This window comes from Congzhengia minquanensis, assembly GCF_014384785.1.
GTDB lineage: Bacteria > Bacillota > Clostridia > UBA1381 > UBA9506 > Congzhengia > Congzhengia minquanensis.
Map to the genome: position 1 here is coordinate 204,910 of NZ_JACRSU010000001.1, position 25,922 is coordinate 230,831.

Here is a 25,922-nt window from a genome sequence, read left to right on the forward strand (position 1 = left end):
GTTTCCTCCCTTAATATGTAATAAAAATTAAAAAACAAAATCAGGGGAAGCCATCATAACGGCTTCCCGCTTACGTTTTTCTTTAACCAATTTCTGTTCCGTCATCAATGTCCATATCGGGCGTTAGCAGCGCAAACGGCTCGCCGTTTCTGCCGCCTGCCGCCAGAATCATTCCCTCAGACAGAACGCCACGGAATTTCACAGGCTTTAAGTTCATTACCACAGCAACCTTTTTGCCAACAAACTCCTCAGGGGTACGGAACTTTGCAATGCCCGAAACAATTTGGCGCACCTCGCCGCCCACCTTAATTTTTGAAACCAGCAGCTTGTCTGCCCCCTCAACTCGTTTCGACTCGAGCACCAGGCCCACTTTCAGTTCCAGCTTCGCAAAATCGTCAATGGAAATATAGCTGCGTTCGCCCTTTTCCGGTTCCTGCTTCTTTTCCGGCTCCGGCGCCGTCTGTTTTGCCAAGCTTGCTTCAATTTCCTTCAGCTTTTTCGCCTCGTCAATTCTGTTAAACAGCGGTTTCCCCTGGCCAATTGTTTTACCAGCTACTGTGGCGCCAAAGGCGCTTAAGCTGTCCCACCCGGTAGTTTCTGCGCAGATTTGCCCGAAAATGCTGTCCGCCGTGGTGGGCATAAAGGGCGTCAGCAGCACGCCGATGAAACGAATGCTCTCTAACAAATTATACAAAACGCCGCCCAAACGTTCCTTTTTGCTTTCATCCTTTGCCAATGCCCAGGGCATAGTTTCGTCGATATATTTATTCGACCTGCGCGCTAAGGAAATAATTTCTTCCAGTGCGTCGGCTGTTTTAAACTCGTTCATTTTTTCTGTAACCGCTTTTGCCGCTTCCAGCGCCGTTTGTTTCAGTTCGTCGTCAAACTCGCCGTGGCTGGGATTCGGAACAACGCCGCCAAAATATTTGTGTACCATGGCCACCGTGCGGTTTACTAAGTTTCCCAGCGTGTTTGCCAAATCGCCGTTAAACCGCGCAATGATATTTTCATAGGTGATAGACCCATCCTGCGCGTAGGGCATTTCCTTTAAAAGGTAGTAGCGGATTGCGTCCACGCCGAACAGCTCAACCAAATCGTCGGCATACATTACATTGCCTTTCGATTTGCTCATTTTGTCGTTGCCAAACAACAGCCATGGATGGCCGAACACCTGTTTGGGGAGCGGAATCCCTAAAGCCATAAGAAAAATGGGCCAATAGATGGTGTGGAACCTTAAAATATCTTTTCCAATGATGTGCACGTCGCAGGGCCAGTTTTTTAAAAACAGCTCTGTTTCCGGCTTTTCCGGGTCATACCCCAGCGCCGTGATATAGTTTGACAGCGCGTCCACCCACACATAAATCACATGCCCGGGGTCGAACTCCACGGGAATGCCCCAGCTAAACGAGGTTCTTGACACGCACAAATCCTGCAGACCCGGTTTTAGAAAGTTATTCACCATTTCTTTTTTGCGACTTTCCGGCTGAATAAATTCAGGATTTTCTTCAATGTGTTTCATTAAAGCGTTCTGATATTTGCCCATTTTAAAGAAATAGGCCTCTTCCTTTGTTTTCTTCACTTCCCTGCCGCAGTCCGGGCAGCAGCCGTCTGCAAGCTGACTCTCTGTAAAAAACGATTCGCATGGCACACAATACCAGCCCTCATACTCGCTTTTGTAAATATCGCCCTGGTCGTAGAGCTTTTTAAAAATATGCTGAACTGCCTGCTCGTGATAGTCGTCTGTTGTGCGGATAAACTTGTTATAGCCCGCGCCCATCAGATCCCAAATTTTGCGGATTTCTCCCGCCACGTTGTCCACATACTGTTTGGGGCTGATGCCCATTTTTTCTGCTTCTATCTGAATTTTCTGGCCGTGCTCATCAGTTCCGGTGAGGAAAAACACGTCGTAACCCATTTGCTTTTTAAATCTTGCAATTGCGTCTGTGAAAACCACCTCGAAGGTGTTGCCGATATGCGGCTTTTTGGATGTATATGCGATGGCAGTTGTAATATAATATTTCTCTTTCCCCATCTAAAAGCTCCTTCCGTGCATAATTACTTATTTATATAATACCACTTTTTTCTTACATTTAAAAGGGTTTTCACAAAAAAAGTTAAATTTTAAGAAAAAAAGCACATAATGTCAAAGTTTTTTGCACAAAATACACCTAAAACCATAAATTTGGAGGCGCTGTTATGCGGAACGTTAGAACCGACCTGGCCTTGGAAGCCCACGAGCTTTTCATGGAGGCGGCGGAGGAAATTGCGGGAATTGAGTTGTCTGACCGCTCAGAGGGGGAAATTCATATCACCCACGTTGCAGTAAAGGACAAGGAGGCATCGCAAAAAATCGGCAAGCCCATAGGAAACTATGTGACATTAGAGCTGCCCGACCTGCGCTATATCGACAAAAACCTTTATGAGACGGCATGCAAGAAAATTTCTGCCGAAATTGGTGAACTTTTAAAAGGTATTGATCCGAAACGCCCCATTTTAATCATCGGGCTTGGAAACCGCTCCATCACCTCAGACTCGCTGGGCCCTGCCGTGATTGACAGATTGATGATTACGCGACACTTGTTCCACTATGCACCTGAGGCCGTGTCGGACAATTTAGGCTCTGTGTGCGCCATTGCCCCCGGCGTATTGGGGGTTACAGGTATTGAAACGGGTGAAATCATTGCCGGCGTGTGCGAAAAGGTGCATCCCTGCGCGGTGATTTGCGTGGATGCATTGGCCGCTCGAAATATTGACCGCGTAACGCGCACCATTCAAATTTGCGACACTGGAATAAACCCCGGCGCAGGGGTGGGCAACAACCGAAAAGAGATTTCGCAAAACACTCTGGGCGTGCCGGTAATTGCCGTGGGCGTGCCCACAGTGGTGGACGCGGCAACCATAACAGACGACACGCTAAATCTTGTCATTGACAATCTTTTGTCGCAAAACGATGACAACACCGCTTTTTTTAAAATGCTGAAAGGGCTAAACCCCGAAGACCGGTTTGGATTAATTAAAGAGTCAGTTTCAAAGTCCATGCCCAACTTTATGACCACACCCAAGGAGATTGACATTTTGATTGATAAAACTGCAGAGGTTGTGGCAAATGGCATTAATTTTGCTCTACACAAGGATATAACCTTTGAAGATATAGATATTTACGTTTCTTAAAACACAAAACATCCCTTTACCGCATATGGTGGTTTAGGAGGTGTTTTTATATTATGATGAAACATAGAAACCGCGCAGTCGCCGCTATTTCAGGCGGAAAAAAATATCCCGATCTGCGCGGAACCGTTACATTTAACGGCATGGAAGAAGGCGTTTTGGTAACCGTTCAGGTTACCGGCCTGCCGGTGCAAAACGAGTGCTGCGGCTGCGGCGTTTATGGGTTCCATATTCACAGCGGCGGCTCCTGCACAGGAACCGAAGCCAACGAGTTTGCTGATGCAGACGGGCATTTTAACCCTCGGGGCTGCCCACATCCATACCATGCAGGCGATATGCCGCCATTGTTTGGGAATCACGGCATGGCATATATGTCGTTTTTAACCGACCGCTTTACGTTAGAAGAAATTATCGGTAAGACAGTGATTATTCACTTAGATCCGGATGATTTTACAACCCAGCCCAGCGGAAATTCAGGCGAAATGATTGCCTGCGGCGTGATTGCACGATAAGTAAAAAAGCTGCCTTTCGGCAGCTTTTTTACTTATATTATTGTGCTTTTTTCAGTCTTGCAAAAGAACCCATCAGGGATTTCGTGCCCACTTCGTCGAACACTATTTCTAATTTTACGTCGCCGCCTGCCGGGGTTACAGACAAAATCATGCCGGTGCCAAACTTTTTATGCACCACCATGTCACCCGCTTTAAAGTCGTAAGACACAGGCTCGGTGCGCACACCCGCGCTTTTGCGTTCAAAGATTTCCTGAAACAGGTCGCTCTGACTTTTGGCCTTTTTTCTGCCGCCCACTTCTGTTTTCGGGCTCCGGTCTGCTTCAACAATATCCACATACTGCTGCGGGATTTCATCTAAAAACCGGGAGGCTTTGGAATAAACCGAACCGCCGTACATAGACCTTCTCATGGCGTAGGAGAGCGTGAGGCGTTTTTTTGCCCGCGTAATACCTACATAACACAGGCGGCGTTCCTCCTCAATTTCCTCCTCGGAATACATGGAACGCTGGCTGGGGAACAGCCCCTCCTCCAAGCCGCATAGGAAAACTGCCGGAAACTCTAAGCCTTTGGCGGAATGAAGCGTCATAAGAACCACGCTGTCGGCCTCTGTGTCGTAATTGTCCACGTCTGCAATTAAAGCCGTGTTCTCTAAAAATTCAAACAGGGTTGGCTCCTCGCTGCTCTTTTCATATTCCTCTGCAGAGAGGATAAACTCCTGAATGTTTTCTATCCTCGTTTGGTTTTCAACAGAATCCTCCGACAAAAGCATATCCATATAGCCCGAACGCTTATAAACCGCCTCAATGATTTTTGAGGGCTGGGTTTGGTCGGTGTCTGTCTGAATTTCGCGGATTAATTTCGTAAACGTCAACAGCTTTTCCGTTACCTTCGCAAGCTCCGGAATGGTATCTGCAATTTCCATGGCGGCAAACATGCTGATGTCCCGTCCGGCTGCCGCTGCCGCCACCTTTTCTACCGTGGTGACGCCAATTTTACGAGATGGCTCGTTTACCACGCGCATAAGTGACAGGTTATCGTTGGGGTTAAACACAAGCCGCAAATATGCCAGCATGTCTTTAATTTCCTTTCTGTCGTAAAACCGCAGCCCCGCCAGCACACGGTAAGGAATTCCGAAGCCGGATAGCGTGGTTTCCAGCACGCGTGACTGCACGTTGGTGCGGTATAAAATTGCGCAGTCGCAATAGCGCATTCCGTCTACCTTCACCAATTTTTCAATGGTTTTTCCGATATAGTCGGCCTCTTCATATTCGTTGTCCGCTTCAAACAGCAAAATTTTATCCCCGGCGCCGTTGCTGGTCCACAGCTCCTTGCCTTTTCTTCCGGCATTGTTGGCAATCACGCAGTTTGCAGCGTTTAAAATATTTTGGGTAGAACGGTAGTTTTGCTCAAGCTTAATGACCTTAGCCTGATCGAACTCCTTTTCAAAGTCTAAAATGTTATTGATGTTGGCGCCGCGGAACTTGTAAATACTCTGGTCGTCGTCGCCCACCACGCAAATATTCCGATATTTTCCCGCCAGCTGGCTGGTTAAAAGATACTGCGCGTTGTTCGTGTCCTGATACTCGTCCACAAACACGTAGCGGAATTTATTCTGGTAAAACTCCAGCACCTCCGCGTCTAAAGAGAACAGCTTCACTGTCAGGATAATAATATCGTCAAAATCCAGCGCGTTTGCCTCAAACAGCCGTTTTTGATAGAGCTTGTAAAGCTCGCCTACCTTTGTCATGCGGAAATCGCCGTTATAGGCCGCCAAAAACACATCTGGCTCCATCAAATTGTCCTTCGCATTCGAAATCTCCGCCAACATAGATTTGGGCGGAAACGTTTTTTCGTCCATGCCCAGCTCTTTTAAGCACCGTTTTATCAGCGTTTTCTGGTCGGCAGAGTCGTAAATTAAAAAGTCCGACGCATAACCTAAAAGGCTAATGTTCCTGCGCAGGATTTTCATGCACACAGAATGGAACGTGCCAATCCACATACCCTCTGCCCCGTCGCCAATTAAGCCCTCGACCCTGTCTTTTAATTCATTTGCGGCCTTGTTGGTAAACGTGATGGCTAGAATTTGATAGGGACGAGCCAAGCTTTGTTCTAATATGTACGCAATTTTGTTTACCACCACTGTGGTTTTGCCCGATCCGGCGCCCGCCAAAATAAGAAGCGGACCCTCGGTAGCTAAAATTGCTTCTTTTTGCCTGTCGTTAAATTGATCTAAATTCATAGTTCCCTCGCAATTAATTCTTTCATTTGTGTCAGGGCGCGCTGCGAAATCTTTGCATACCGCTCCCGCTTGTTTTTAATTCGTTCCGTTAATCCGTCAATAATTCCAAAGTTAATGTTCATTGGCTGAAAGTCCGCGCCGGAAAACGTTGAGATGTAATGCCCCAGCGCGCCGGTTGCCGTTGTGGATGGAAACATGAGCGCACTCTTTCCCTCCAAATGTCTGGCGGCGTTAATTCCGGCAACAATGCCCGATGCGGCAGACTCCACATAGCCCTCCACGCCCGTCATTTGCCCTGCAAAAAACAGGCCCTTGCGGCTTACCGTTTCAAACGCTGCCGTCAGCACGCCGGGCGAATGGATATAGGTGTTGCGGTGCATTACCCCATAACGCATAAATTCTGCATGTTCTAAGCCCGGAATCATGGAGAAAACACGTTTTTGTTCTGAAAACGTCAGATGGGTTTGGAAGCCTACAATGTTGTAAAGCGTGCCGTCCTTATCGTCCTGCCGAAGCTGCACCACGGCGTGATACCGCTCCCCGGTTTCGGGATGTTCCAAGCCCACCGGTTTAAGCGGGCCGAAGGTCAGCGTGTCTCTTCCGCGCTGTGCCATTACCTCAACGGGCATGCACCCTTCAAACACCTTGTTGTTTTCAAATTCGTGAAGGTGTGCGGTTTTCGCGTTTACCAGTTCTGTGTAAAACGCCTCATACTGTTCCTTTGTCATGGGGCAGTTAATGTAGTCTGCCGTTCCCTTGTCATACCGTGCTTTTTTGAACACCTTGGTTTTGTCAATGGAATCAAATGTGACAATCGGCGCCGCAGCGTCGTAAAAATATAGATAACCGTTGCCAAAAAATGTTCCGATATGTTCCGAAAGCGCGTCTGATGTAAGAGGCCCGGTGGCCACCACCACGCAGCCCTCTTTTGGAATTTTGGTAATCTCCTCATTTTTAACGGTGATGTATGGGTTTTTCGTAACTTTGTCTGTCATCATCTGGGCAAAACCCACCCTGTCCACCGCCAGAGCGCCTCCTGCCGGAACTTTTGTTTGGTCGGCGCACGCTGTCACCAACGAACCTAACAGCCGCATTTCAGCCTTTAGGAGACCTGCGCCGTTTTCTAAAGTATCTGCTCTGAGAGAATTTGAGCACACAAGTTCTCCCAAAAGGTCGGAGCTGTGCGCAGGCGTTTTCTTTTCCGGCTTCATTTCATAAAGCGTTACGTTAATTTTATGCTTTGCAAGCTGCCATGCCGCTTCGCACCCGGCTAGACCGCCGCCAATCACTGTTGCATTCATATTCATATTCATGTTCCTTCATATTCCGTAAAATATTTTTCAACCATTCGAACGGGCCTGTAGGCCATTTTTGCTTTTCTTAAGCCCTCAAGCCCCATGTCCTCCTCGCGGTTAATAAATTCAAAACCGCTCCACTCGTTTTGCACAAATTGCTGATTTATCATGTTAAAGGATCCCCGGATGGAGGTGTCGGCATATTCAATGTGAATGAGCGCCATGTCGTCTGTTATGGGTTCGCCTGCAGAAAATGCCGCAAGCTTTCCGTCAACGCGGATTCCTCCTAAGGTTACGCCAAGCTTGTCCACGTTGTCAAGCAGCCGCACCGTTGCTTCTTCCGACAGGCCTGAGCCATGGTTCTTCTGTCCCTGTTTCCAGTTTAAAAACAACTCCTTGCACTCATCTGCGTTTTTCTGCCCCAATCGCTCATACTGAAAATCGTAGTGATTTAAAAATGCGTTTAAGTGGTTTTTCTTCTGATGGAGCTTTTTGCCCCGAAGATGAATTAAGCTGTCGCTTAAATAAACATAGTCCGCATTGTTGCGGTCGCTGTAGATGCGAAGTTTATTTCCAAAAACTGCGCCACACTCCTCTGCCATTTGTTCTGTCATTAAAATAAAATGGGGCGAACCGCTCTGGCGGTTCATAAACTCAAAGGATTTTTCTGCCGCCGCCTGTCGGTTCCCGTTCCCCAGAGGATAGGTGCAGCCCACGCCGTGGTGCCTGCCATGAAAAAACAAGACAAGGCAGCCGTCCACAATATCATACTGAATTTTTCCGCTGCCCGCCCACATGAATAGCGTAGTAAAGTTATAAGTTGAGCTTTCGCTCTTTCCCAAATATTCCTGTAATACGTTTTTATCTTCAATTGCAATGTCTTTCGGACTCAACATAGTTTCACCTTAAATTCTGTAGTAGTCAAATAAATGCATCAGCTGTTCATACGTCCTTTTGTGGTCTAAGGAAATTTCACAAAACAGCTCAAATGCCAAAATGCCCTGAAGCACCAACATGCCCAAACCGTTATGAATACGCGCGCCCCTTTTCTTAGCCTCTTTTAAAAACACCGTTTCTTTCGGGTTATAAATAATGTCGCTGCACACCATGTTTTCGTGAATCAAATCCATAAAACCGCAGGGGTTGCCGCTGTCGCCGGCGCCGTGCATTCCCACAGGTGTGGTGTTGATTACAATGTCGTAATCCTTGGCTTTGTCCAGCGTATCGTAAAATATAGTTTCAGTATAGTGTTCTACCATTTCGCCGATTATATGTATTTTCTCCATGCTTCTGGACGTAATGGAAATGGATTTTGCGCCGGATTTGGCGAGCGTAAAGGCAAGAGACCGGGCAGAACCGCCAGCGCCCATCATTAAAATATTTTTATTTTTAATTTCATGTCCCTCTAATAAAAGAGACTCACAGTAACCATTCCCGTCGGTGTTAAAACCGTGCCACACGCCGTTACGGTTTACCACGGTGTTCACCGAGTTCATGTGCTGCGCCTCAGGGCAGATGTGGTCTAAATAGTCCATCACGCAAATTTTGTGGGGCGCGGTAATGTTAAAGCCACACGCTCCTATGGCTTTCACGCCCCGCATGGTGTCACCAAGCTTTTCCGGCGGCACGTCGAACGCTAAATAAGCCATGTCAATTTTGTTTTGCTCCGCCATGAAGCTATGCATGGCAGGAGACAGCGTATGCGCAACCGGCGTTCCCAAAATGCCGAACAGTTTCGTTTTATTTGTTGTTTCAATCATCGTTTTCTTTCGCCGCCTTAGCATTTTCAGATTTTGGCTTTGCCGTGTTTTTCTCTTTCACCGGAGCAATAAAGCTCACAATTTTTCCCACGGTAAACACAATGGTGCCGGACTTTTCAATGGCCACCCGCTTTCCCAGCGCCTTGCCGCCAATGGTAAGCGCCGCAACAACCGCGGTTAACACAATGGTTAAAACAAACTCACTTTTAAAATAGCCCAGGGAAAACAGCATAATGACAATTGCCGTTGTGGCGCTGCCTGAAATGATGCCCACAATGTCGCCGATAACGTCGTTACAAAAAGAGCCAACCTTGTCTGCGTTGCGAATGAGGCGCACAGCTTCTTTTGCACCCCGCACCTTTCTGGAGGATAGGGAGTGAAACGGCGTTTCCTGCGCTGAGGTTACCGCCACACCGATAATGTCGAACAATACGCCGATGGCGATGAATATGCTCAAAATAATAAAAGCCATAATCAGGTTTACCCTGTTCATTAACCCCGACTGAATCATCTGCAGCATGGCAGAAATCACAAAGGTCACCAGAACAATTGTAACAACCCATTTACGGCCCTCTTTTTTATTTCCTGTTTTACGATATGTTTTAATTTTGTTTGCAGTTACCCGCTTATTACTACTGTCGTCAGACAAGCAAAACACCAGCCTTAAATTCAAACTAAAAGTTACGCCGCAAACTGAATTTACGGCGCATACAAATCTTTATACGATAAATTTTATAAAAAAATAGGTGGCAATACTTGAGGTAAATTTTGCGGTTTAGGTTCGGTAGGCTTTCCCGACGGACTGCTGATATGTCGCCAAATCAGTGGTTTCCCTTTAACGTCCGACCTGCACGGTCTCCCTATGCAGAACCGAATCACCACTTAAGTCCGCACTACAATCCCAAAAGTATCTCATACGAACAGCCTAGAGGTTTTCCCAAACAGTCAGACTTGCTCTTAGCCTCTTTTGCAGCCATGGTTTCAAGCAGCGATAACCTTTTTGTTTTGGCCGGAACGAAAAAGGTCTGTCCGCTATCCGCCATACCCACTCAAGGCAGGCTACGCTGTCCCCAGCACGCGTGCATTGCGGCCGCTAAACCGCACGGCAGTTGCACCAAGCAACAGGTTTCACCCTGTTTCGTACCTCAGTAGGCCACCTCAAAACGATACGGTTTTAAAGCGGGCAGATGAAGCACAAGAACAGGTCTCCACGGAAATGGGGTCGAATTTCGCATGCCATTGCGAGACGCCCCAAAGCCTTAACTCCCAGCACCAACCCCCGACTGGGCGTCGAAAGCAAGCACCAGGAACTTCATCGATGTGCCCTTCAACGGATTTTTAGGCCCGTCCTGGGAGCAAGCAGCGCTGACTAGGATACTGCACCACCGTGATTTTTTCTTTATCAAACATCATTAATATACCATAAATTTTGCTTTAAGTAAAGGCTCAATTAAAGTTTTAACAAAAATTTAAAATATGTTGTGAGTGACAATTGCCACTGCAATTCCCAGCGCCGCGCCGGCAATTACCTCTAAGGGCGAGTGCCCCACAAGCTCTTTCAACCGTTCTCCTGTAACCTCAAGCTTTTCCCTGCCAAAGTTTTCCACCAGCCGATTTAACAGCGCAGCCTGTTCGCCTGCAGCGCGCCGCACACCGGAGGCATCGTACATCACCACAAACGAAAACACTACGCAAACTGCGAATAAAGACGACGATAAGCCCTCATTTAATGCCACTGCTGCCGTTAAAGCGGTGACGAACGAGGTGTGTGAGCTGGGCATGCCGCCGGAGCCTACCAGGCGCTCAAAGTTAATTCTTTTGTCCTCAATCAACACCAGCAAAAATTTAATAACCTGGGCGCTGAACCAGCCGATGATCGCTGCAATCAAAATTTCGTTTGCCAGAAGTTCTTTTAACCACACGTTTTTTACCACCTTAAATTTTATCTGTCACGGTCTAACAAAAATTTTGAAAGATTGATTAAAAATTCTGCCTTAGCACCGTATTTTGACAAAGCGTCGACCGCCTTGTTGGTATAGTCCACAAGCATTTTTTCAGACTGCTCCAAGCCATAGATTGTAACAAAGGTCGATTTTTGGCTTGCATTGTCCTTGCCCGTTGTTTTGCCCAGGTTTTCGGCGCTGCCCGCCACGTCTAAAATATCGTCTTTAATTTGGAAAGCAATGCCCAAATACCGCGCAAACTCCTCCATTACAATCAGGTCTTCCCTGCCGCCACCGCCAAGCAGCGCCCCCACCTTCGCAGACGCCATAATCAGCGCCGCCGTTTTGTGCAGGTGCATGGTCATCAGCGTAATTGCGTCGATGGTTTTACCCTCAGACTCAATGTCAATCACCTGTCCGCCAATCATGCCCTCCACGCCTGCGCTGTCTGCAATTAAGGAGAGTGCCGCCAGCGTCATATTGGGCGAAACCTGGGACTGCTTTAAAATAGTTTCAAATGCCAAATTTAAAAGCCCGTCCCCTGCCAGAGTTGCAATTGCTTCGCCGTAAACCTTGTGGTTGGTGGGCTTGCCCCGGCGCAGGTCGTCGTTATCCATGCACGGCAAATCGTCGTGGATTAAGGAATAGGTATGTATCATTTCAATGGCACAGGCAAAGGGCATAACCTTATCCGTCTCCGCTTCTAAAACCTCGGCGCATGCCAGCGCAAGCACGGGACGGATACGTTTGCCGCCAGCGTGCAGACTGTAGTTCATTGCCTTATAGATAGTTGCCTGAGGACTGTCTTTCTCCTCAAGGTATTTATGCAGACTTTTATTCACTTCAACAATTTTGGCTTCTAACGCTTCTAAAAAATCCAATTAACTGTCCTCCCCGCTGTTAAAATCTGTTGTTTTAACAGTTCCTTCTTCATTCTCTGTTAAAAGCTTTACCTTTTGCTCGGCCTTGTCAAGCTGGTCGTGGCATTTTGCAGAGAGTTTCATTCCCTTTTCAAACAGAGCCACCGCTTCGTCTAACGGAGCGTCGCCGCTTTCTAAAAGGGTTACAATTTGCTCTAGTTCTGTGATTGACTCTTCAAAGGTTTTTGCCTTAGGCATGTTTCATTCCTCCCGTTTTGTCAAATCCCGCATTACGCATATAATAAAACAAATATTGCTGTGCAAAGCCCGCAAGTGGTCCGAAGGCCTCCACCGCGAACTCCCGGGGCGTTTTTGTTTTCATGGCTTCGCCGTACAGGCTGTTTAAACAGCGTTTGACCCAAACGTCAACGGGAAAGACCTCCCGCCGTTCTAAGCCGAACAGCAAAATGCAGTCCGCCACTTTAGGCCCCACTCCGCTTATGGTGAGCAGCTTCTTTCTAGCGCTGTCTGTGTCAAGCGCTGCGATATCTGAAAAATTGCTGCTTAAAAAGGTTTCACAGGCATTTTTTATGTAGTGTTCGCGGTAGCCAGCCCTTAAAAAGGATAAATCGCCTACAATCCTCTCCGGTCCGGGAAACGTAAAATAGGTTTTCCCGCCGTAACTTAAACGATCTCCAAACTGCTGGCAAAGCCTTTGAATGATTCCCTGAATCCGCGGAATATTGTTGTTGGCGGATATGATAAACGATACCACACATTCCCACAAATCCTGGTTTAAAATCCGGATACCACTGCCATATTCTGTGGCATCCTTTAAAAATCTGTCATGTTCCGAAAGCGTTTTCTTAATTTGACCATAATCGGTATCAAGGTCGAAATAGCCACGCCAAATATCATGAAATTCTTCTTCCGTCACATTACGAAAAACGATAAATCCCTTTTCTTTGCAAACGTTTATCACGCGGTTTCGGGCAACAACGGTGTAACTGCCGTCTTCCTCCCTTTCCCAGCGAAAGCACTGTCCACATTCAAAAATATGCTGCGGTTCAAAGCTGCAAAGGTTTTTCAGCACAACTTGTTTTTTCATAAAGGTATCTCCTAATCGGGCCTGCCCGTAAGAACCCCCTCCTCTTTCAATGTCAGAAAGTTCAGCTGCCGCAGCGCTTCATAAAGCACAATTGCCACAGAGTTAGAAAGGTTTAACGACCTTGCGCCCTCCGCCATGGGGATGCGGATGCAGTTTTCATAGTGTTCCTTTAACAGCGGTTCCGGCAGGCCGTGGGTTTCTTTGCCGAAAACAAGGAAGTCCCCGTCTTGAAATGTTTGGTCGCTGTGGCGTTTGCCGGCCTTTGTGGTGCAGAAATAATATGTTCCCGGGCATTTTTCAAAAAAGTCCGTTAAATTTTCATAATATCGAATGTCTAATTCGTGCCAGTAGTCTAACCCGGCGCGCTTTAGCTTTTTATCGTCAATCGCAAAGCCCATTGGCTTTACGATATGCAAAATGCTGCCCGTTGCCTTGCAGGTTCTTGCAATGTTTCCAGTGTTTTGGGGAATTTCAGGTTCAACGAGCACAATGTTCATTGCCATGTCTATTTTGTCCTTTCGTGTTAAAGCGATTTTAAAAACCGCTCAATTCTGCTTAAAGCGTCATTGATGCTGGAAATGGAATATGCGTAGGAACAGCGGATGAACCCTTCGCCGCTTGCGCCAAAGGCAGAACCGGGAATTACGGCAACCCTTTCTTTGTTTAAAAGGGCCTCGCAAAAATCAGATGAGGTCATTTTCGTGCTCCGAATGTCGGGAAACACATAAAAAGCTCCCTCCGGTTCGAAGCAGGACAGGCCAATGTTCCGAAATCCGTCTACAATTACCCTTCTTCTGTAATCGTATTCCTCCCGCATTTTCTTTATGTCCTCATCCCCCTTCTTCAGGGCCTCAATAGCCGCATATTGGCTGGTAGTCGGCGAGCACATAATAGCGAACTGATGAATTTTAAGCATTTGCTGCATAATTTCCTTAGGCGCGGCAACATAACCCAGACGCCATCCTGTCATGGCATAACTTTTGGAAAATCCGTTCACATAAATGGTGCGCTCTGCCATGCCGTCAATAGAAATGATGGAGGTGTGTTTTCTCCCATAAGTAAGCTCGGAATAAATTTCGTCTGTTAAAATGATGATATTGGTATCTCTTAAAACAGCCGCAATTTCCTCTAAGTCCGATTTTGTCATAATGCCGCCTGTTGGGTTGTTGGGATAGGGCAAAATCAGCATTTTGGTTCTGGGGGTAATGGCGTCTTTCAGCTGTTTTGCAGTGAGCTTAAATTTATCCTCCACCTTTGTCACAATTGGCACCGGAACACCGCCGGCTAAAATGGTGCAGGGCTTGTAGCACACAAAACAGGGCTCGGGAATAAGCACCTCATCACCTGGGTTAACAATAGAACGGATTGCAAGATCAATAGCCTCGCTGCCGCCCACCGTGACCAAAACTTCGCCTTTGGGGTCGTAACTCACCTGGGTGTTACGCTCAATATAGTTTGAAATTTCTTTTCTCAGTTCCAAAAAACCGGCATTGGCTGTGTAGTGAGTTTTCCCTTTTTCCAGGGCGTAAACGCCTTCATTTCGGATATGCCAGGGGGTGACAAAATCCGGCTCGCCAACGCCTAAGGAGATAACCCCCTCCATGTCGCTGGCAAGGTCGAAAAATTTTCTAATGCCCGATGGCTCAATGGTTTTCACCACGTCAGACAAAACGCTGTCGTAGTTCATCATAGTGTAATCACCTCGCGGTCGTCTTCCATCTTGTTGTTTAAAATAACGCCCTCCGCCTTATATTTCTTTAAAATAAAGTGGGTGGCTGTGCTGATAACCTCGTCCATAGGGGCGAGCTTTTCCGCGACAAACAACGCGACTTCCTTAACCGTTTTGCCCTCAACAATTACTGCAATGTCAAATCCGCCTGAAACAAGGTAAACCGACGAAATTTCGTCATACTGGTAAATGCGCTCTGAAATGCGGTCAAAGCCCGAACCTCGCTGGGGCGTAACCTTAAGTTCAATAATGGCCGAAACCAGTTCCCGCTCAGTTTTCTCCCAGTCGATAATGGTTTTCTGACCCAAAATTGTTTGATTTTGCACACATTCGTCCAAAATTTCCTGAACATAAGCTTTGTCCTTGCCAATCATCACCGCAATTTCTTCCGGGGTTGCATGCACGTCCCGTTCAATCAGTTTTAAAATCCGTTCCTTGTCACCTATCATACCGATTACTCCCCTTCTTCGTCGTCTAAGTCGAACAAAATATAGTCATAGATATAGTCCCAGAAATTTTCTGCACTTTCAGCTGTCTTTGTGGAAAACGGCAGCAAAATGTCGCCGTCTGAAAGGTTTAATGTTTCAATTATACGGTCAAGATTTTCTTCCAGCTCCCGCTTGGAAAGCTTGTCGGTTTTCGTTGCGATTACCACCGCCATGCCGCCGGCACTTTTAATGGTATCCATCATGCGACGGTCGTCCTCAGTGGGTTTGTGGCGGGAGTCCACCAGCAAAATCAACTGCACCAGCTGCTTGCGCTCGGTTAAATATTCGTTTATAATGTCGCTCAGCGCCTTCCGCTCTCCCTTGCTGGCGGCAGCATAGCCATAGCCCGGCAAGTCCACCAGCATTAGCTTTTTGTCAATGTCGTAGAAGTTAATGGTTGCAGTTTTACCCGGCGTGGCGCTGACCCTTGCAAAGTTTTTGCGGTTTAGAATTTTGTTAATCATGGAGGATTTCCCAACGTTCGACCTGCCCGCAAAGGCAACCTCGGGCATGGTCGACACTGGGTAGTGCTCCTTTTTCACACCGGACAGCAAAAAGCGCGCGTTGTGTATATTCACTTTCATAAAAAATCCTTTCAGGCGAGCGCTATGTGCAGCACTTCATTCATGTCGTGTACGGGTTTAATGTCAATGTTTTCTTTCACGACCGGCTCTAATTCGTCAATATCCTTTTTGTTTTCCCAGGGGATAATAATGGTTTTTATGCCGGCGCGGTAGGCCGCCAGAGTTTTCTCCCGCAGGCCGCCAATGGGCAGCACCCTGCCGCGGATAGTGATTTCGCCGGTCATGGCAACATCGTGCTTCACCTTTTTGCCGGACAAGGCCGACGTTAAGGCCGTTGCAATGGTAATTCCGGCAGACGGGCCGTCTTTCGGCGTGGCGCCCTCCGGCACATGAATATGAATATCCCGGTTTTGATAAAACTCCCCGTCAATATCTAAATTCTCGGCGTTAGCCCGCACGAAGCTTACAGCGGCTTTGGCCGACTCTTTCATCACGTCGCCCAGCTGGCCGGTTAGCTCTAAGTTTCCCGTGCCCTGCATAACGTTCACTTCAACAGAAAGCGTGTCACCGCCCACCTGCGTCCAGGCCAGGCCGGTAACAATGCCTACCTCGTCCTTTTTGGATGCCTGTTCCCGCTCGAAAAGATGTTTGCCAAGAAATTCTTCCATGTTTCTCGCCGTTACACGTACTTTTGTTTCGGGATCGTCCACTAATAACAGCGCAGCTTTTCTGCAAATGTTTGCAATTTTACGCTCCAGCGTACGAACGCCTGCCTCCCGGGTATAGTGTTCAATCACGGTGCGGATTGCGCCGTCGTTTATACTGATGTTGTCGTTCTTAAGTCCGTGCTTTTTCAGCTGTTTCGGCAAAAGGTGGCGTTTCGCTATGTGAAACTTTTCTTCCGACGTATAGCCCGGAAGCTCAATAATTTCCATTCTGTCCAAAAGAGGACGGGGAATGGTGTCTAACGTGTTAGCCGTAGCGATGAACAGTATGTTAGACAGGTCGAAATCAATTTCCATGAAATGGTCGCGAAACTTTGTGTTCTGCTCAGCGTCTAACACCTCTAAAAGCGCAGCCGAAGGGTCGCCTTTATAGTCCGACCCCATTTTGTCGATTTCATCGAACAGCATAAGTGGATTGTTGGTTCCTGCCTGTTTTAAAGCCGTTATAATTCTGCCTGGCATAGAACCGATATACGTTCTTCTGTGGCCGCGTATGTCCGCCTCGTCGCGGATGCCGCCTAAGGAAATGCGCACATAGGTTCTTCCCATGCTCTCAGCAATGGATTTCGCAATGGACGTTTTACCCACACCCGGAGGGCCCACAAGACACAAAATCGGGCCGGCCATGGTGCCGGTAATTTGTTTCACCGCCAGAAATTCCAAAATGCGCTCTTTCACCTTTTCTAATCCATAGTGGTCTTTTGCCAGTACAGCTTTCGCTTTTTTTATGCTAAGTGTGTCTTTCGTAACGTTGTTCCAGGGCAGATCGCAAACCCAAGTAAGATAGGTGCGAATTACATTAGACTCCGGGTTGCTGTAGGACATTTTCATAAACCGTTCCAGTTCTTTGTCGCACTTTTCGCGTACAGCTTCCGGCAGGTCTAATTCTGAAAGCTTTTGTTTATACTCCTCCGCCTCCAGCTCAACGCCCTCTTTGTCGCCCAGTTCCTCCTGAATGACCTTCATCTGTTCTCTTAAAAAATATTCCCGCTGGTTTTTATCAATATTGCTTTTTACTTTTTTATCAATTACGCTGTCGATTTTTGCAATTTCCGTTTCGCGGATTAAAAGCGAAATTAAGTTTTCTACACGGGTTTTCACGTCCACCGTGTTTAAAATTTCCTGTTTATCGGAAAGCTTCAATGGCAAATTCGACGCTAAGTTGTCCGCCAGACGGGACGTGTCATCGGTGTTTTGCTGGGTAAACAAAAACTCACCGCTCACCTTGCGGTTAAACTCGCGGTAGTTCATAAACTCGTCAATGAGCTTTCTTTTTAAGGCCTCGTTCTCCAGTTCTTCTTCGTCAAATTCCTCGGGCTCAATTTCATCCACCAAAGACACAAAATATGGCTTTGTTTTCAAAATTTCGCTGATTTTAGCCCGTTTTAACCCTTCCACTAAAACGCGCACCGTATTGTTGGGCATTTTTACCACCTGGGTAATTTTACAAATGGTGCCCATTGTTTCAATGTCCTCCGGCGCAGGGTTTTCTATTGTTATATCTTTTTGCATCGTCACAAATGCCAACTGTTTGTTCACCATTGCATTTTCCAATGCTAAAATGGATTTTTCCCGGGCCATATCAAAATGAAGAAGCGTATTTGGGAACACCACAAGGCCGCGGACAACAATCATTGGCAAAGCTTGCGTCTGCTTCATGATTACCTGATTCATGCTTACCTCCATATAATTTGTTAAACCAGTGTATTATTTCTATTATATCACGTTTCTGTGTCAATTACAAGTTCATCCAGCTGTTTCCAGATGTCTGTGTTTTTATCTGTCACCAAAACCTCCAGCTCACTGCCGAACCGGTTTTCCAAAAGCTGTTTTACATACCCACAAAAAATGATTTCAGCCTGGTAATGGGGAACCTCCACCAGGGCCAAATCGTTTTCATAAGCAAACCGTGCCTGGTGATATTTCATGTCGCCGGACACGAAACAGTCCGCACCCAGCTTCTTTGCCTCATAAATATAATCTGCCCCGCCGCCGTTAACCACCGCAATTTTGCGGATTTGTTTGTTTTCCGGGCCAATGTAACGCAAAGACTTAATATGAAACTCTGTTTTTATTCTGTCCAAAAGTTTAGAAAAAACAAGCTCGCCTTTTACATCTGCAATTCTTCCAATGCCGTTTTCACCGTCTCCCTCTATGGGAACGCGGTTTTGTGTTTCGGCGATTTTGTCTAAAAACAAATCGCCCAGCCCACATTTTACGCTGTCAAAATTGGTGTGCATGGAAAAAAGCGCAATGTCGTCTTTAATCAGCGACAAAACTGTCCGTGAGACCGCGTCCTCACCCGTTATCCTGCCCAGCGGCCTAAAGATCAGCGGATGGTGGGACAAAACCAAATCCGCCTGTTTTTCCCGGGCGTCAATGGCCACAATCTCGTCTGTGTCTAAGGTAACAAGCACCTTCCGAATTTCTTTTTCTTTCTCTCCAATTAACAGCCCGACGTTATCATAGCTTTCCGCCAGGTGCGGCGGCGCAGTCAGATTTAAAAAGTCTATAATGTCCGTTAATTTTACCATAACGTGCAGGCCTCCTTAATTTTATTCATTTCATTTCGCAAAAACAAAAACCATTCCTGCTTTTGGGCTGCTTCCTCACCTTTGGCAAATTGTAATGAAGCAATTGCACGGCCTAACTCATACATCTTTCCGTCTAATAACTCCGAAAGCAGCGGATCACGGTTTTCTATTAATTTTTCCCCTATGTAATAATGAATTTCCTTTTCAATTCTCATTTGTCCCCGGACAACTGACATAATGGTATATATTTTGTTCTCTTCCTTCGCCAGACACTCGTCTTGAATGAAGAATCCATTTTGCTCTAAAAACTTTCTGGTTTCTTCAATGGCCGTCATCGGCTGGAGAACATAGTGTTTTATTGAGGAATAAAGATGCGCTGCATTCTCTAAAATCTGGTTAATTAAAATTCCGCCCATTCCGGCAATCACCACCGTGTCCGCCTCATTCGGCTCCAGCGCCGCCAGCCCGTCAGACAGTTTGGTACGGATTTTTGTTTCTAAGCCAAATTTCCTGATATTTTCTTCTGCCCGCAAAATCGGACCCTGGTTAATATCCATTGCCACAGCACCCGGGCAAACGCCGTTCTTTACAAGCCAGATGGGAATATAGGCATGGTCTGTCCCCACGTCGGCCACTGTTGCGCCGCAGGAAACAAACCCAGCCGCGGACATGAGCCTGGGCGTCATCATTTTGTTAATATCCATGCTTAAAAGTTGCTTCCGTTCCAACCCCAGTGGGCAACTTCTTCATATTTCACATAGGTGTTTGCGCCGTCGATGCCCAGTTCTTCCTTTAATATATCGCAAATTTGTTTTGTAAGCATTGTTAAATGCTCCCGGTCAGACGTTCCGAACAGCTTCACTTCCACAAAGGCCATAGGTTCGCCGGTTTTTCCTCCGAAATACATGGTGGCGTCTCCTTCAAAGCCCAGCATCAAATGTGCCTCAGACTTTCCGGGAATGGTGGTAATGGCCGTTCCAAACCGTTTTGCAAGAGCGGCTTTTTTCTCCTCTGTAAGCGTCTTCGTTGTCTTTGTCCCAATATATGGCATGTTTATCCACTCCTATTCGATTATCATGAAAACAGTATAGCATAATAAAAAAAAAGTGTCAATAAAGTTAAAATACTGTTTACATTTCGGCAATTTTATTGTATAATAAAACAAATTTCATTAATTTTTGTTGGAAAGGTGTGTTCTCTATGCCAAACAGCGACCAGCTTCCCCGCGCGTGGGACGAATTGGTAGAAAAACTAACCTATATGCCGGCCATAGTGAAAACAATTGAAAAAATTCACGACACCAACTGGTCGATGACTGCAAACCGCCACGACCATTTTGAAATGGTTTATATAAAAAAAGGGACTGCTGTTTTTCAAATTGAGGGGATCGATGTCAGCATGACGCCGCACTCCATTGTCATTATCAAGCCCGGCAGGTCGCATAAGTTTGTGGTGAAATCCGACGTGTGCGAGTTCATTGTGCTGAGCTTTACCTTTAAAACCCAGAAAAATGAGCTTGACAGCCACGTGTCGCTTACGGATTTTATTGAATATATTGAAGATGAGGCCACCGGCGATTACCTGCATTTAACGCTGTCTAAGAAAAACGACATTGTTCACGTAATGAACCGAATTTTAAGGGAGCGCATGAAATATCAGGTGTGGGGCGATTTTTTAAGCTGTTTGTTAATTATTGAGCTGTTTGTGCTCCTTTCCCGTACTCTTAAGCAGGAGTGGGAACAGAGTGCAAAAAACCGTAATTTGAAACTTCACGAGCTGTTAGGCATTGCAAAGGAATATATCGACAACAACTACGACAAGGATTTGACGTTAACTCAAGTTGCCAAATATATTTATCTTTCCGACAGTTATTTTGCGCATTCTTTTAAAGATAAATTCGGAATCAGCCCCAAAAGTTATATTTTAAAGGTGCGCATTGAGGCAGCAAAGGAATATTTGCAGAATACCGACGTAAAAGTGGCGGACGTTGCAAAAATGGTTGGGTTTTCCAGCCAGCAGCGGTTTAATGATATTTTCAGAAAGCACGAGAACGTAACGCCGCTGTCTTATCGTCAAAAGTGTAAGATTGACCGTTTAAACGTAAGCGACTATCAAAACCGCATTCCGCCGAAAGACGCCGAATAGCAAGAAAAAAGCCGCCCTATAAAAAGGGCGGCTTTTTTGAACTTCTCTAAAATTAGAACTGTTCCCTATTCTGATTTTTGTTCTGATTTTGATTGTTCTGGTTTCTGTTTTGGTTGTTGTTCTGGTTATTTTGGTTCTGATTCTGGTTCTGGTTATTCTGGTTTCTGTTTTGGTTGTTGTTCTGATTCTGATTGTTCATTTTTTTCCTCCCAAAGCTTGGTTAAAGTATTATTTGAGCACACTTTTGCGCTCAATACTATTATGCAAAATACGCTTTGGAATTATACGAAAAAATTTTTTAAATCAAATTATTTTGTCAAAACCTGTTTTTCCTGCCCCGGTCGTACGACCGCAAAATCAGCTCCACAAACTCCTCGTTATCCTTTGTACGGATTAAGTTGTTAATCAGCTGTTCCGTCACGTCCTGGGTAGTTTGACTGGAAAGCTCCCGGCGAACGGCCCAAACCGCCTCAAGTTCCTTTGGCGTTTGCAGCAGTTCTTCTTTTCTTGTGCCGGATTTGTTGATGTCAATGGCAGGGAAAATCCGTTTTTCCTGAAGCTTTCTGTCTAAGTGCAGCTCCATATTGCCCGTACCCTTAAACTCTTCAAAAATCACGTCGTCCATGCGGCTGCCCGTTTCAATCAGCGCGGTAGCCAAAATGGTGAGGCTGCCGCCGTTTTCAATATTTCTTGCCGCGCCGAAAAACTTTTTCGGTTTGTGCAGGGCACTGGGGTCAAGCCCGCCTGAGAGCGTTCTGCCCGAGGGAGGCACAGTTAAGTTATATGCCCGGGCAAGCCTGGTAATAGAGTCTAACAGCACAACAACGTCCTTATTCTGCTCCACCAGACGCTGGGCGCGTTCTAACACAATTTCGGCCACCTTTGCATGGTGTTCCGGCACCTGGTCGAAGGTGGAATATACCACGTCGCCGGAAATCGACCGCTTCATGTCTGTCACTTCCTCAGGTCGCTCGTCAATTAAAAGCACAATCAACGTAATTTCCGGATGGTTTGCTTCAATGTTGTTGGCAATATTTTTTAAAAGCGTTGTTTTACCGGCTTTCGGCGGTGCAACAATTAAGCCCCTCTGCCCTTTTCCTATGGGGGCTATTAAATCCACCAGCCGCATGGCATAGTCCCTCTGGTTGTTTTCCAGCCGGATTCGCTCTGTGGGAAAAATGGGTGTTAAATATTCAAAAGGCTTGCGGCGAATTGCTTTGTCAGGTGTGTCGTCGTTCACATGCTGCACAAAAATCAGCGCCGGAAACTTTTCCTCCTCTTTCGGCAGGCGGGCAATACCCGTCACCTTGTCGCCGGTTTTTAAGTTAAACCGGCGGATTTGCGTAGGCGAAACGTAAACGTCTTTCGGCGTAGAAAGGTAGTTTTCCCCGCGCAGAAAGCCAAATCCATTGTCCGGCAGCACCTCTAAAATCCCGCCTACGATATTGTCGGAGCCGGAAACAGTGAGCTCCGGGCGCTTTTGCCCGGCCTTTTTAGCAGGTGCCTTGTTTTCCTGTTTTACTGCACCATTTTGTTCGGTTTTTGAGGCTTCCGCAGTGACTGTTGTTTCCGCCGTTTTCTCAACCGCTTTTACCTCCGATTCAGCAGAAGGGCAGGCTTTTGGCGTTTCCGAAATGGCCGCAATCAGCTCGTCCTTTTTATATTTGGTAATACTTTTTATGCCAATTGCTTTTGCGATTTCACGCAAATCCTGTAATTTTTTATTTGATAAATCCATAAAATTCCTCCGATATGAAGTTTAAAATAAACGAAAAGCGGGATAGTAGCTCATGCTAAGAAAAGAAAATTTAAGATAAAGTTTGACAATAACAAATTCAGAAGCAAAATAACGGTTTCCGCAGCGCTAAACGCTGCGGAACACACATTTATCGTTTAAGCTTAAATTTTATAGGTGAAATTATATTTGTCTTCAATTGCGCCTTTCTGCATTCCGGTGATGGTGTCATACAACATTTGCGAAACCTCTCCGATTTCGTTGTTGTTAATCACCATTTTCTCGCCCTTATAGCAAAGCTCGCCCACAGGAGAAATGACAGCGGCGGTTCCGGTGCCGAACACCTCTTCTAACTTGCCGTTTTTATAAGCCTCGTGAACCTCGTCAATAGAAATTTTGCGTTCCGTAACCTTGTAGCCGCTTCCCCTTAACACCTCGATTACCGAGTCCCGGGTAATGCCGCCTAAAATGCTGCCGTTTAAAACAGGTGTTACAACTTCGCCGCCGATTTTAAAGAAAATGTTCATCGCGCCAACTTCTTCCACATACTTTTGCTCCACACCGTCCAGCCAGAGCACCTGGGAATACCCTTTCTTTTCTGCAACTTCCTGGGCCTTTAAGCTGGCAGCGTAGTTGCCGGCTGTTTTCGCCGCGCCGATACCGCCGCGCACTGCACGGACATATTCGCTCTCAACCCAAATTTTAACAGGAGAAAGTCCGCCGGCATAGTAAGAACCCACAGGGCTTAAGATAACAATGAATTTATATGTATGGGACGGGTGAACGCCCAGCGCGTTGTCTGTTCCGAACACAAAGGGGCGGATGTAGAGAGATGTTCCCTCGCCCTCGGGAATCCAGTCTTTGTCCAGGAGAACAAGCTGGCGAATTGCGTCAACGGCAAAATCTTCATCAATCTGCGGAATACAAAGCCTGTCGTTCGACCGGTTCATGCGCTTCATATTTTCATACGGCCGATATAAAAGCACGCCGCCGTCAGCGCCTTTGTAAGCTTTTAAGCCTTCAAAAATAGACTGTCCGTAATGAAACACCATACAGGAGGGCTCAAACTCAAACGGGCCGTAAGGAATAATTCTTGCGTCGTGCCAGCCCTTTTCCACACTATAGTCCATAACGAACATGTGGTCTGTAAAATATTTTCCGAAACCTAAGGCGTTTGCAGCCGGTTTCTCTTTCGGTGTTGTTGTTTTCACAATTTTAATTTCCATTTTAAAGCCTCCATATTTTTTTATCTGTTATTCATTATACCTCTGTTGAATTTCATTGTCAAACAGGAATTAGCCTTTATAGATAAAATCCAAAAGAACATTATCATTATACATCACTTTAGCAAATTCCGAGTATTTTATTGCACGGGAAAGAGCCCCGTCCGGTGCCATAGATGCAGCAAATGTCACAAAAGCCAGCAGCACATAAACGAAAAGCAAACCGCGAAACAAACCAAACAACGCTCCCAAAAGAGAGTCTCCCCAGCCAATGATAGGGAGCTTGTGAATGAGCCCCGCCGCACCGGCGACAATCATCAGCAGAAACCGCGCCAGCACAAACACGCAGAGCATGCTGACAAGCTTTACAACAGATGATGCAACCGTGTCTGCAACAGAAGACGCAACTGCGTCGGACGCTGTGTCGATGTTCTTTTCCAAATGATTTGTAAAGTCTCTCGGTAAATTGAGTTTGCCTGTTCCGAAATCAGACAAGCGGCCGGTATTCTCCTGGGGAACCTGAATCACGGCGGCGGTGTTGTCATATACCGTGTCGTAAACAGGAGTTTTCATAATCAGCTCCGCGGCATATGGGTAAAGCGTCATGGCCAAAATGAGCGAAATTACCATTGCCGCAAGGCCTGTAACGGTTCTTAAAAATCCCTTTTTGAAGCCGAATAATATGGATAAAACGATAATCAGAAGCACAGCAAGATCTAAATAGTTAATGCTCACAGCGCGCCTCCTTTACAAAAAGTTATGTGATTTTAAAAATATATGCCCCGTTGGCCGTGAAGCCCACGGCGGTGGACACACCGCCGATAAAGCTCAGGCTGTCGATGTCAATTCCCGGGTCAATCAGCTTTTTTTCACGGCCGGAAAGGTCCACCGTGTTAATCAGCCGGCCGCGGCTGATGGCAATGGTGTCCTGTGCAAAATCAATATAGTCAATTTTATAGTCCAGCTCATAGGTTCCGATTTGCTTGCCTGCGGTGTTATAGGATTCAATGTCATACCGCTTGCCAGTTAAGGCCGACTCGGAAAACGCCATAACAATATTGGCGTTGCTGGTTTTATATGTAATCAGCGTTTTTCCGTTATAAGGGATTTCCGCCGTTTTCTCGCCTGAAACGCGGTAAACGCAGGCTTTCGAGTCACCCACGCAGAACACATAGGTTCCACGAATTTCCACCGCGGCAATGAGCTCGTTTTCATACTCCTCCGTGGCAATGGGGTCTGCAGCTGAAATATTGTAAAACGACAAAACCGATTTCATTTTGCCTTCCTGTGTGTCTAAAGTTGAAATGATAATGTTTTTGTTGTTGTCCGCAACTGAGGCGCTTAACACAAACAGGCTTCCCGAATTCCAAACAAACTGTTCTTCCCCTTTGGTATTATACACCGTCACGTCCCGCTTATGCATGTCACCCTGGGTTACCAGCACGCAGTAACCCGAGGCATTGACCGAAACGTCCACCAAAGCGCCTTTCGTAACAATGGTGTTTTTTAAATCGGTGCCGTTTAACAGATAAACGTTGTTTCCGCCCACGTCGCCAACAATAACGTATTTTCCGTTGGATTTTACCACGGGTTCTGACGTAACAATGGCAATTTCAGCCTTTTGCTTTCCGCTGCTGTCGCAGACTGTAACTTTGTCTACGTTCACAAAATAGATATACTGGTCGGTAACGACGTGTTTATAGTTCTCACCGGCGTCCAGCGAAACCTCCACCTGCTTTGCCTTTTTCTGCTGGCTCTCTGAAATGGCCGGCGGCTTGTAGCCGAAAAACCGGACGGCGATTTCCCTGCTGACAAACAAAATCAGCAAAACGCCGGCAACAATGAGCAGCGCTATGATAATTTTTTTGATAATGGAATGTTTCATATCCCGCTTTCCAGCCTTTCCAACCCACTTTTTAAGCTAAGCTGCGCCG

At 46.5% G+C, this 25,922-nt stretch carries 27 protein-coding genes; 3 read left to right on the forward strand and 24 right to left on the reverse strand.

The window, feature by feature from the left end; genetic code table 11:
* Positions 1-82: 82 nt before the first annotated feature.
* Positions 83-2,032 carry a methionine--tRNA ligase gene (gene metG, locus H8698_RS00960; RefSeq protein WP_249310736.1) on the reverse strand — a complete coding sequence of 650 codons (1,950 nt, stop codon included), beginning with the start codon at positions 2,030-2,032 and terminating at the stop codon, positions 83-85.
* Positions 2,033-2,196: 164 nt separating this feature from the next.
* Here metG and gpr point away from each other — a divergent pair, with 164 nt between their 5' ends.
* Both gpr and H8698_RS00970 read left to right on the forward strand, forming a co-directional pair.
* The gene (gpr, locus tag H8698_RS00965; protein WP_177680441.1) at positions 2,197-3,171 is read left to right on the forward strand and encodes a GPR endopeptidase; all 975 of its coding nucleotides are present in this window, start codon (positions 2,197-2,199) and stop codon (positions 3,169-3,171) included.
* A gap of 53 nt (positions 3,172-3,224) precedes the next feature.
* A complete protein-coding gene (locus H8698_RS00970; RefSeq protein WP_249310738.1) occupies positions 3,225-3,680 on the forward strand; it encodes a superoxide dismutase family protein in 456 nt (151 codons plus the stop codon).
* Between the two features lie 37 nt (positions 3,681-3,717).
* Here H8698_RS00970 and H8698_RS00975 read toward each other — a convergent pair whose 3' ends face one another.
* From H8698_RS00975 to H8698_RS01055, 18 genes are all read right to left on the reverse strand, one after another.
* Entirely contained in the window at positions 3,718-5,919 is a 2,202-nt protein-coding gene (locus H8698_RS00975) for an ATP-dependent helicase (protein ID WP_249310741.1), read from the reverse strand.
* The gene (gene trmFO, locus H8698_RS00980; RefSeq protein WP_249310743.1) at positions 5,916-7,226 is read right to left on the reverse strand and encodes a methylenetetrahydrofolate--tRNA-(uracil(54)-C(5))-methyltransferase (FADH(2)-oxidizing) TrmFO; all 1,311 of its coding nucleotides are present in this window, start codon (positions 7,224-7,226) and stop codon (positions 5,916-5,918) included. The genes H8698_RS00975 and trmFO overlap by 4 nt, the downstream gene beginning before the upstream one ends.
* Before the next feature lie 2 nt (positions 7,227-7,228).
* Positions 7,229-8,110, reverse strand: coding sequence for a DUF2156 domain-containing protein (locus H8698_RS00985; RefSeq protein WP_249310746.1), 882 nt, complete (start codon positions 8,108-8,110; stop codon positions 7,229-7,231).
* Between the two features lie 9 nt (positions 8,111-8,119).
* The gene (gene aroE / locus H8698_RS00990; RefSeq protein WP_249310749.1) at positions 8,120-8,974 is read right to left on the reverse strand and encodes a shikimate dehydrogenase; all 855 of its coding nucleotides are present in this window, start codon (positions 8,972-8,974) and stop codon (positions 8,120-8,122) included.
* Positions 8,967-9,647, reverse strand: coding sequence for an Mg2+ and Co2+ transporter CorB (locus tag H8698_RS00995; RefSeq protein ID WP_249310751.1), 681 nt, complete (start codon positions 9,645-9,647; stop codon positions 8,967-8,969). The genes aroE and H8698_RS00995 overlap by 8 nt, the downstream gene beginning before the upstream one ends.
* Positions 9,648-10,067: 420 nt before the next feature.
* The gene (locus H8698_RS13470) at positions 10,068-10,136 is read right to left on the reverse strand and encodes an Arc family DNA-binding protein (RefSeq protein WP_430393562.1); all 69 of its coding nucleotides are present in this window, start codon (positions 10,134-10,136) and stop codon (positions 10,068-10,070) included.
* Between the two features lie 307 nt (positions 10,137-10,443).
* Complete coding sequence (locus tag H8698_RS01000; RefSeq protein WP_177680448.1) at positions 10,444-10,896, reverse strand: divergent PAP2 family protein; 453 nt, start codon at positions 10,894-10,896, stop codon at positions 10,444-10,446.
* Between the two features lie 20 nt (positions 10,897-10,916).
* Entirely contained in the window at positions 10,917-11,798 is an 882-nt protein-coding gene (locus H8698_RS01005) for a polyprenyl synthetase family protein (RefSeq protein ID WP_249310752.1), read from the reverse strand.
* Positions 11,799-12,035 (reverse strand): exodeoxyribonuclease VII small subunit, encoded by a 237-nt coding sequence (gene xseB / locus H8698_RS01010; RefSeq protein WP_249310754.1) that lies wholly within the window; start codon positions 12,033-12,035, stop codon positions 11,799-11,801. It lies immediately after the preceding gene.
* Positions 12,028-12,885, reverse strand: coding sequence for a DNA-3-methyladenine glycosylase family protein (locus H8698_RS01015; protein WP_249310756.1), 858 nt, complete (start codon positions 12,883-12,885; stop codon positions 12,028-12,030). Before H8698_RS01015 ends, xseB begins: the two co-directional genes overlap by 8 nt.
* Before the next feature lie 11 nt (positions 12,886-12,896).
* Entirely contained in the window at positions 12,897-13,388 is a 492-nt protein-coding gene (gene trmL / locus H8698_RS01020; protein WP_249310758.1) for a tRNA (uridine(34)/cytosine(34)/5-carboxymethylaminomethyluridine(34)-2'-O)-methyltransferase TrmL, read from the reverse strand.
* 20 nt (positions 13,389-13,408) lie between these two features.
* The gene (locus tag H8698_RS01025; protein ID WP_249311493.1) at positions 13,409-14,572 is read right to left on the reverse strand and encodes an aminotransferase class I/II-fold pyridoxal phosphate-dependent enzyme; all 1,164 of its coding nucleotides are present in this window, start codon (positions 14,570-14,572) and stop codon (positions 13,409-13,411) included.
* Positions 14,572-15,063, reverse strand: coding sequence for an Lrp/AsnC family transcriptional regulator (locus tag H8698_RS01030; RefSeq protein ID WP_249310759.1), 492 nt, complete (start codon positions 15,061-15,063; stop codon positions 14,572-14,574). The genes H8698_RS01025 and H8698_RS01030 overlap by 1 nt, the downstream gene beginning before the upstream one ends.
* Positions 15,064-15,068: 5 nt before the next feature.
* The gene (gene yihA, locus H8698_RS01035) at positions 15,069-15,686 is read right to left on the reverse strand and encodes a ribosome biogenesis GTP-binding protein YihA/YsxC (protein ID WP_249310760.1); all 618 of its coding nucleotides are present in this window, start codon (positions 15,684-15,686) and stop codon (positions 15,069-15,071) included.
* Positions 15,687-15,697: 11 nt separating this feature from the next.
* Positions 15,698-18,025: an endopeptidase La gene (lon, locus tag H8698_RS01040; RefSeq protein ID WP_249310762.1), complete on the reverse strand. Its 2,328-nt coding sequence runs from the start codon at positions 18,023-18,025 to the stop codon at positions 15,698-15,700.
* A 47-nt stretch (positions 18,026-18,072) separates the two neighbouring features.
* Complete coding sequence (locus H8698_RS01045; RefSeq protein ID WP_177680454.1) at positions 18,073-18,885, reverse strand: Nif3-like dinuclear metal center hexameric protein; 813 nt, start codon at positions 18,883-18,885, stop codon at positions 18,073-18,075.
* Positions 18,879-19,589 carry a tRNA (adenine(22)-N(1))-methyltransferase gene (locus H8698_RS01050; RefSeq protein ID WP_249310764.1) on the reverse strand — a complete coding sequence of 237 codons (711 nt, stop codon included), beginning with the start codon at positions 19,587-19,589 and terminating at the stop codon, positions 18,879-18,881. Before H8698_RS01050 ends, H8698_RS01045 begins: the two co-directional genes overlap by 7 nt.
* Before the next feature lie 2 nt (positions 19,590-19,591).
* Positions 19,592-19,936, reverse strand: a complete 345-nt coding sequence (locus H8698_RS01055) for a phenylpyruvate tautomerase MIF-related protein (protein WP_177680456.1) — start codon at positions 19,934-19,936, stop codon at positions 19,592-19,594.
* A 149-nt stretch (positions 19,937-20,085) separates the two neighbouring features.
* On the opposite strand from H8698_RS01055, the gene H8698_RS01060 reads away from it, so the two are divergent.
* The gene (locus H8698_RS01060) at positions 20,086-21,030 is read left to right on the forward strand and encodes a helix-turn-helix transcriptional regulator (RefSeq protein ID WP_249310766.1); all 945 of its coding nucleotides are present in this window, start codon (positions 20,086-20,088) and stop codon (positions 21,028-21,030) included.
* 52 nt (positions 21,031-21,082) lie between these two features.
* Here H8698_RS01060 and H8698_RS01065 read toward each other — a convergent pair whose 3' ends face one another.
* The 5 genes from H8698_RS01065 to H8698_RS01085 form a co-directional block, all read right to left on the reverse strand.
* Complete coding sequence (locus H8698_RS01065; RefSeq protein ID WP_249310767.1) at positions 21,083-21,229, reverse strand: hypothetical protein; 147 nt, start codon at positions 21,227-21,229, stop codon at positions 21,083-21,085.
* Positions 21,230-21,346: 117 nt separating this feature from the next.
* Positions 21,347-22,768, reverse strand: coding sequence for a transcription termination factor Rho (rho, locus tag H8698_RS01070; RefSeq protein WP_249310769.1), 1,422 nt, complete (start codon positions 22,766-22,768; stop codon positions 21,347-21,349).
* A 161-nt stretch (positions 22,769-22,929) separates the two neighbouring features.
* Positions 22,930-23,991: a branched-chain amino acid aminotransferase gene (locus H8698_RS01075; RefSeq protein ID WP_249310771.1), complete on the reverse strand. Its 1,062-nt coding sequence runs from the start codon at positions 23,989-23,991 to the stop codon at positions 22,930-22,932.
* 69 nt (positions 23,992-24,060) lie between these two features.
* The gene (locus tag H8698_RS01080; protein ID WP_249310773.1) at positions 24,061-24,723 is read right to left on the reverse strand and encodes a CvpA family protein; all 663 of its coding nucleotides are present in this window, start codon (positions 24,721-24,723) and stop codon (positions 24,061-24,063) included.
* Between the two features lie 22 nt (positions 24,724-24,745).
* Complete coding sequence (locus tag H8698_RS01085) at positions 24,746-25,873, reverse strand: DUF5711 family protein (RefSeq protein WP_249310775.1); 1,128 nt, start codon at positions 25,871-25,873, stop codon at positions 24,746-24,748.
* Between the last annotated feature and the right edge of the window lie 49 nt (positions 25,874-25,922).

Bases quoted from the DNA above. Each gene is read 5' to 3' on its own strand.
- aroE (WP_249310749.1), bottom strand. From the start codon at position 8,974: ATGATTGAAACAACAAATAAAACGAAACTGTTCGGCATTTTGGGAACG.
- H8698_RS01045 (WP_177680454.1), bottom strand. From the start codon at position 18,885: ATGGTAAAATTAACGGACATTATAGACTTTTTAAATCTGACTGCGCCG.
- H8698_RS01060 (WP_249310766.1), top strand. From the start codon at position 20,086: ATGCCAAACAGCGACCAGCTTCCCCGCGCGTGGGACGAATTGGTAGAA.
- H8698_RS01075 (WP_249310771.1), bottom strand. From the start codon at position 23,991: ATGGAAATTAAAATTGTGAAAACAACAACACCGAAAGAGAAACCGGCT.
- H8698_RS00975 (WP_249310741.1), bottom strand. From the start codon at position 5,919: ATGAATTTAGATCAATTTAACGACAGGCAAAAAGAAGCAATTTTAGCT.
- H8698_RS01030 (WP_249310759.1), bottom strand. From the start codon at position 15,063: ATGATAGGTGACAAGGAACGGATTTTAAAACTGATTGAACGGGACGTG.
- rho (WP_249310769.1), bottom strand. From the start codon at position 22,768: ATGGATTTATCAAATAAAAAATTACAGGATTTGCGTGAAATCGCAAAA.
- H8698_RS01015 (WP_249310756.1), bottom strand. From the start codon at position 12,885: ATGAAAAAACAAGTTGTGCTGAAAAACCTTTGCAGCTTTGAACCGCAG.
- metG (WP_249310736.1), bottom strand. From the start codon at position 2,032: ATGGGGAAAGAGAAATATTATATTACAACTGCCATCGCATATACATCC.
- trmFO (WP_249310743.1), bottom strand. From the start codon at position 7,226: ATGAATATGAATGCAACAGTGATTGGCGGCGGTCTAGCCGGGTGCGAA.
- xseB (WP_249310754.1), bottom strand. From the start codon at position 12,035: ATGCCTAAGGCAAAAACCTTTGAAGAGTCAATCACAGAACTAGAGCAA.
- yihA (WP_249310760.1), bottom strand. From the start codon at position 15,686: ATGAAAGTGAATATACACAACGCGCGCTTTTTGCTGTCCGGTGTGAAA.
- H8698_RS00985 (WP_249310746.1), bottom strand. From the start codon at position 8,110: ATGTTGAGTCCGAAAGACATTGCAATTGAAGATAAAAACGTATTACAG.
- H8698_RS01065 (WP_249310767.1), bottom strand. From the start codon at position 21,229: ATGAACAATCAGAATCAGAACAACAACCAAAACAGAAACCAGAATAAC.
- H8698_RS01025 (WP_249311493.1), bottom strand. From the start codon at position 14,572: ATGAACTACGACAGCGTTTTGTCTGACGTGGTGAAAACCATTGAGCCA.
- lon (WP_249310762.1), bottom strand. From the start codon at position 18,025: ATGAATCAGGTAATCATGAAGCAGACGCAAGCTTTGCCAATGATTGTT.
- gpr (WP_177680441.1), top strand. From the start codon at position 2,197: ATGCGGAACGTTAGAACCGACCTGGCCTTGGAAGCCCACGAGCTTTTC.
- trmL (WP_249310758.1), bottom strand. From the start codon at position 13,388: ATGGCAATGAACATTGTGCTCGTTGAACCTGAAATTCCCCAAAACACT.
- H8698_RS01055 (WP_177680456.1), bottom strand. From the start codon at position 19,936: ATGCCATATATTGGGACAAAGACAACGAAGACGCTTACAGAGGAGAAA.
- H8698_RS01050 (WP_249310764.1), bottom strand. From the start codon at position 19,589: ATGGATATTAACAAAATGATGACGCCCAGGCTCATGTCCGCGGCTGGG.
- H8698_RS01085 (WP_249310775.1), bottom strand. From the start codon at position 25,873: ATGAAACATTCCATTATCAAAAAAATTATCATAGCGCTGCTCATTGTT.
- H8698_RS00970 (WP_249310738.1), top strand. From the start codon at position 3,225: ATGATGAAACATAGAAACCGCGCAGTCGCCGCTATTTCAGGCGGAAAA.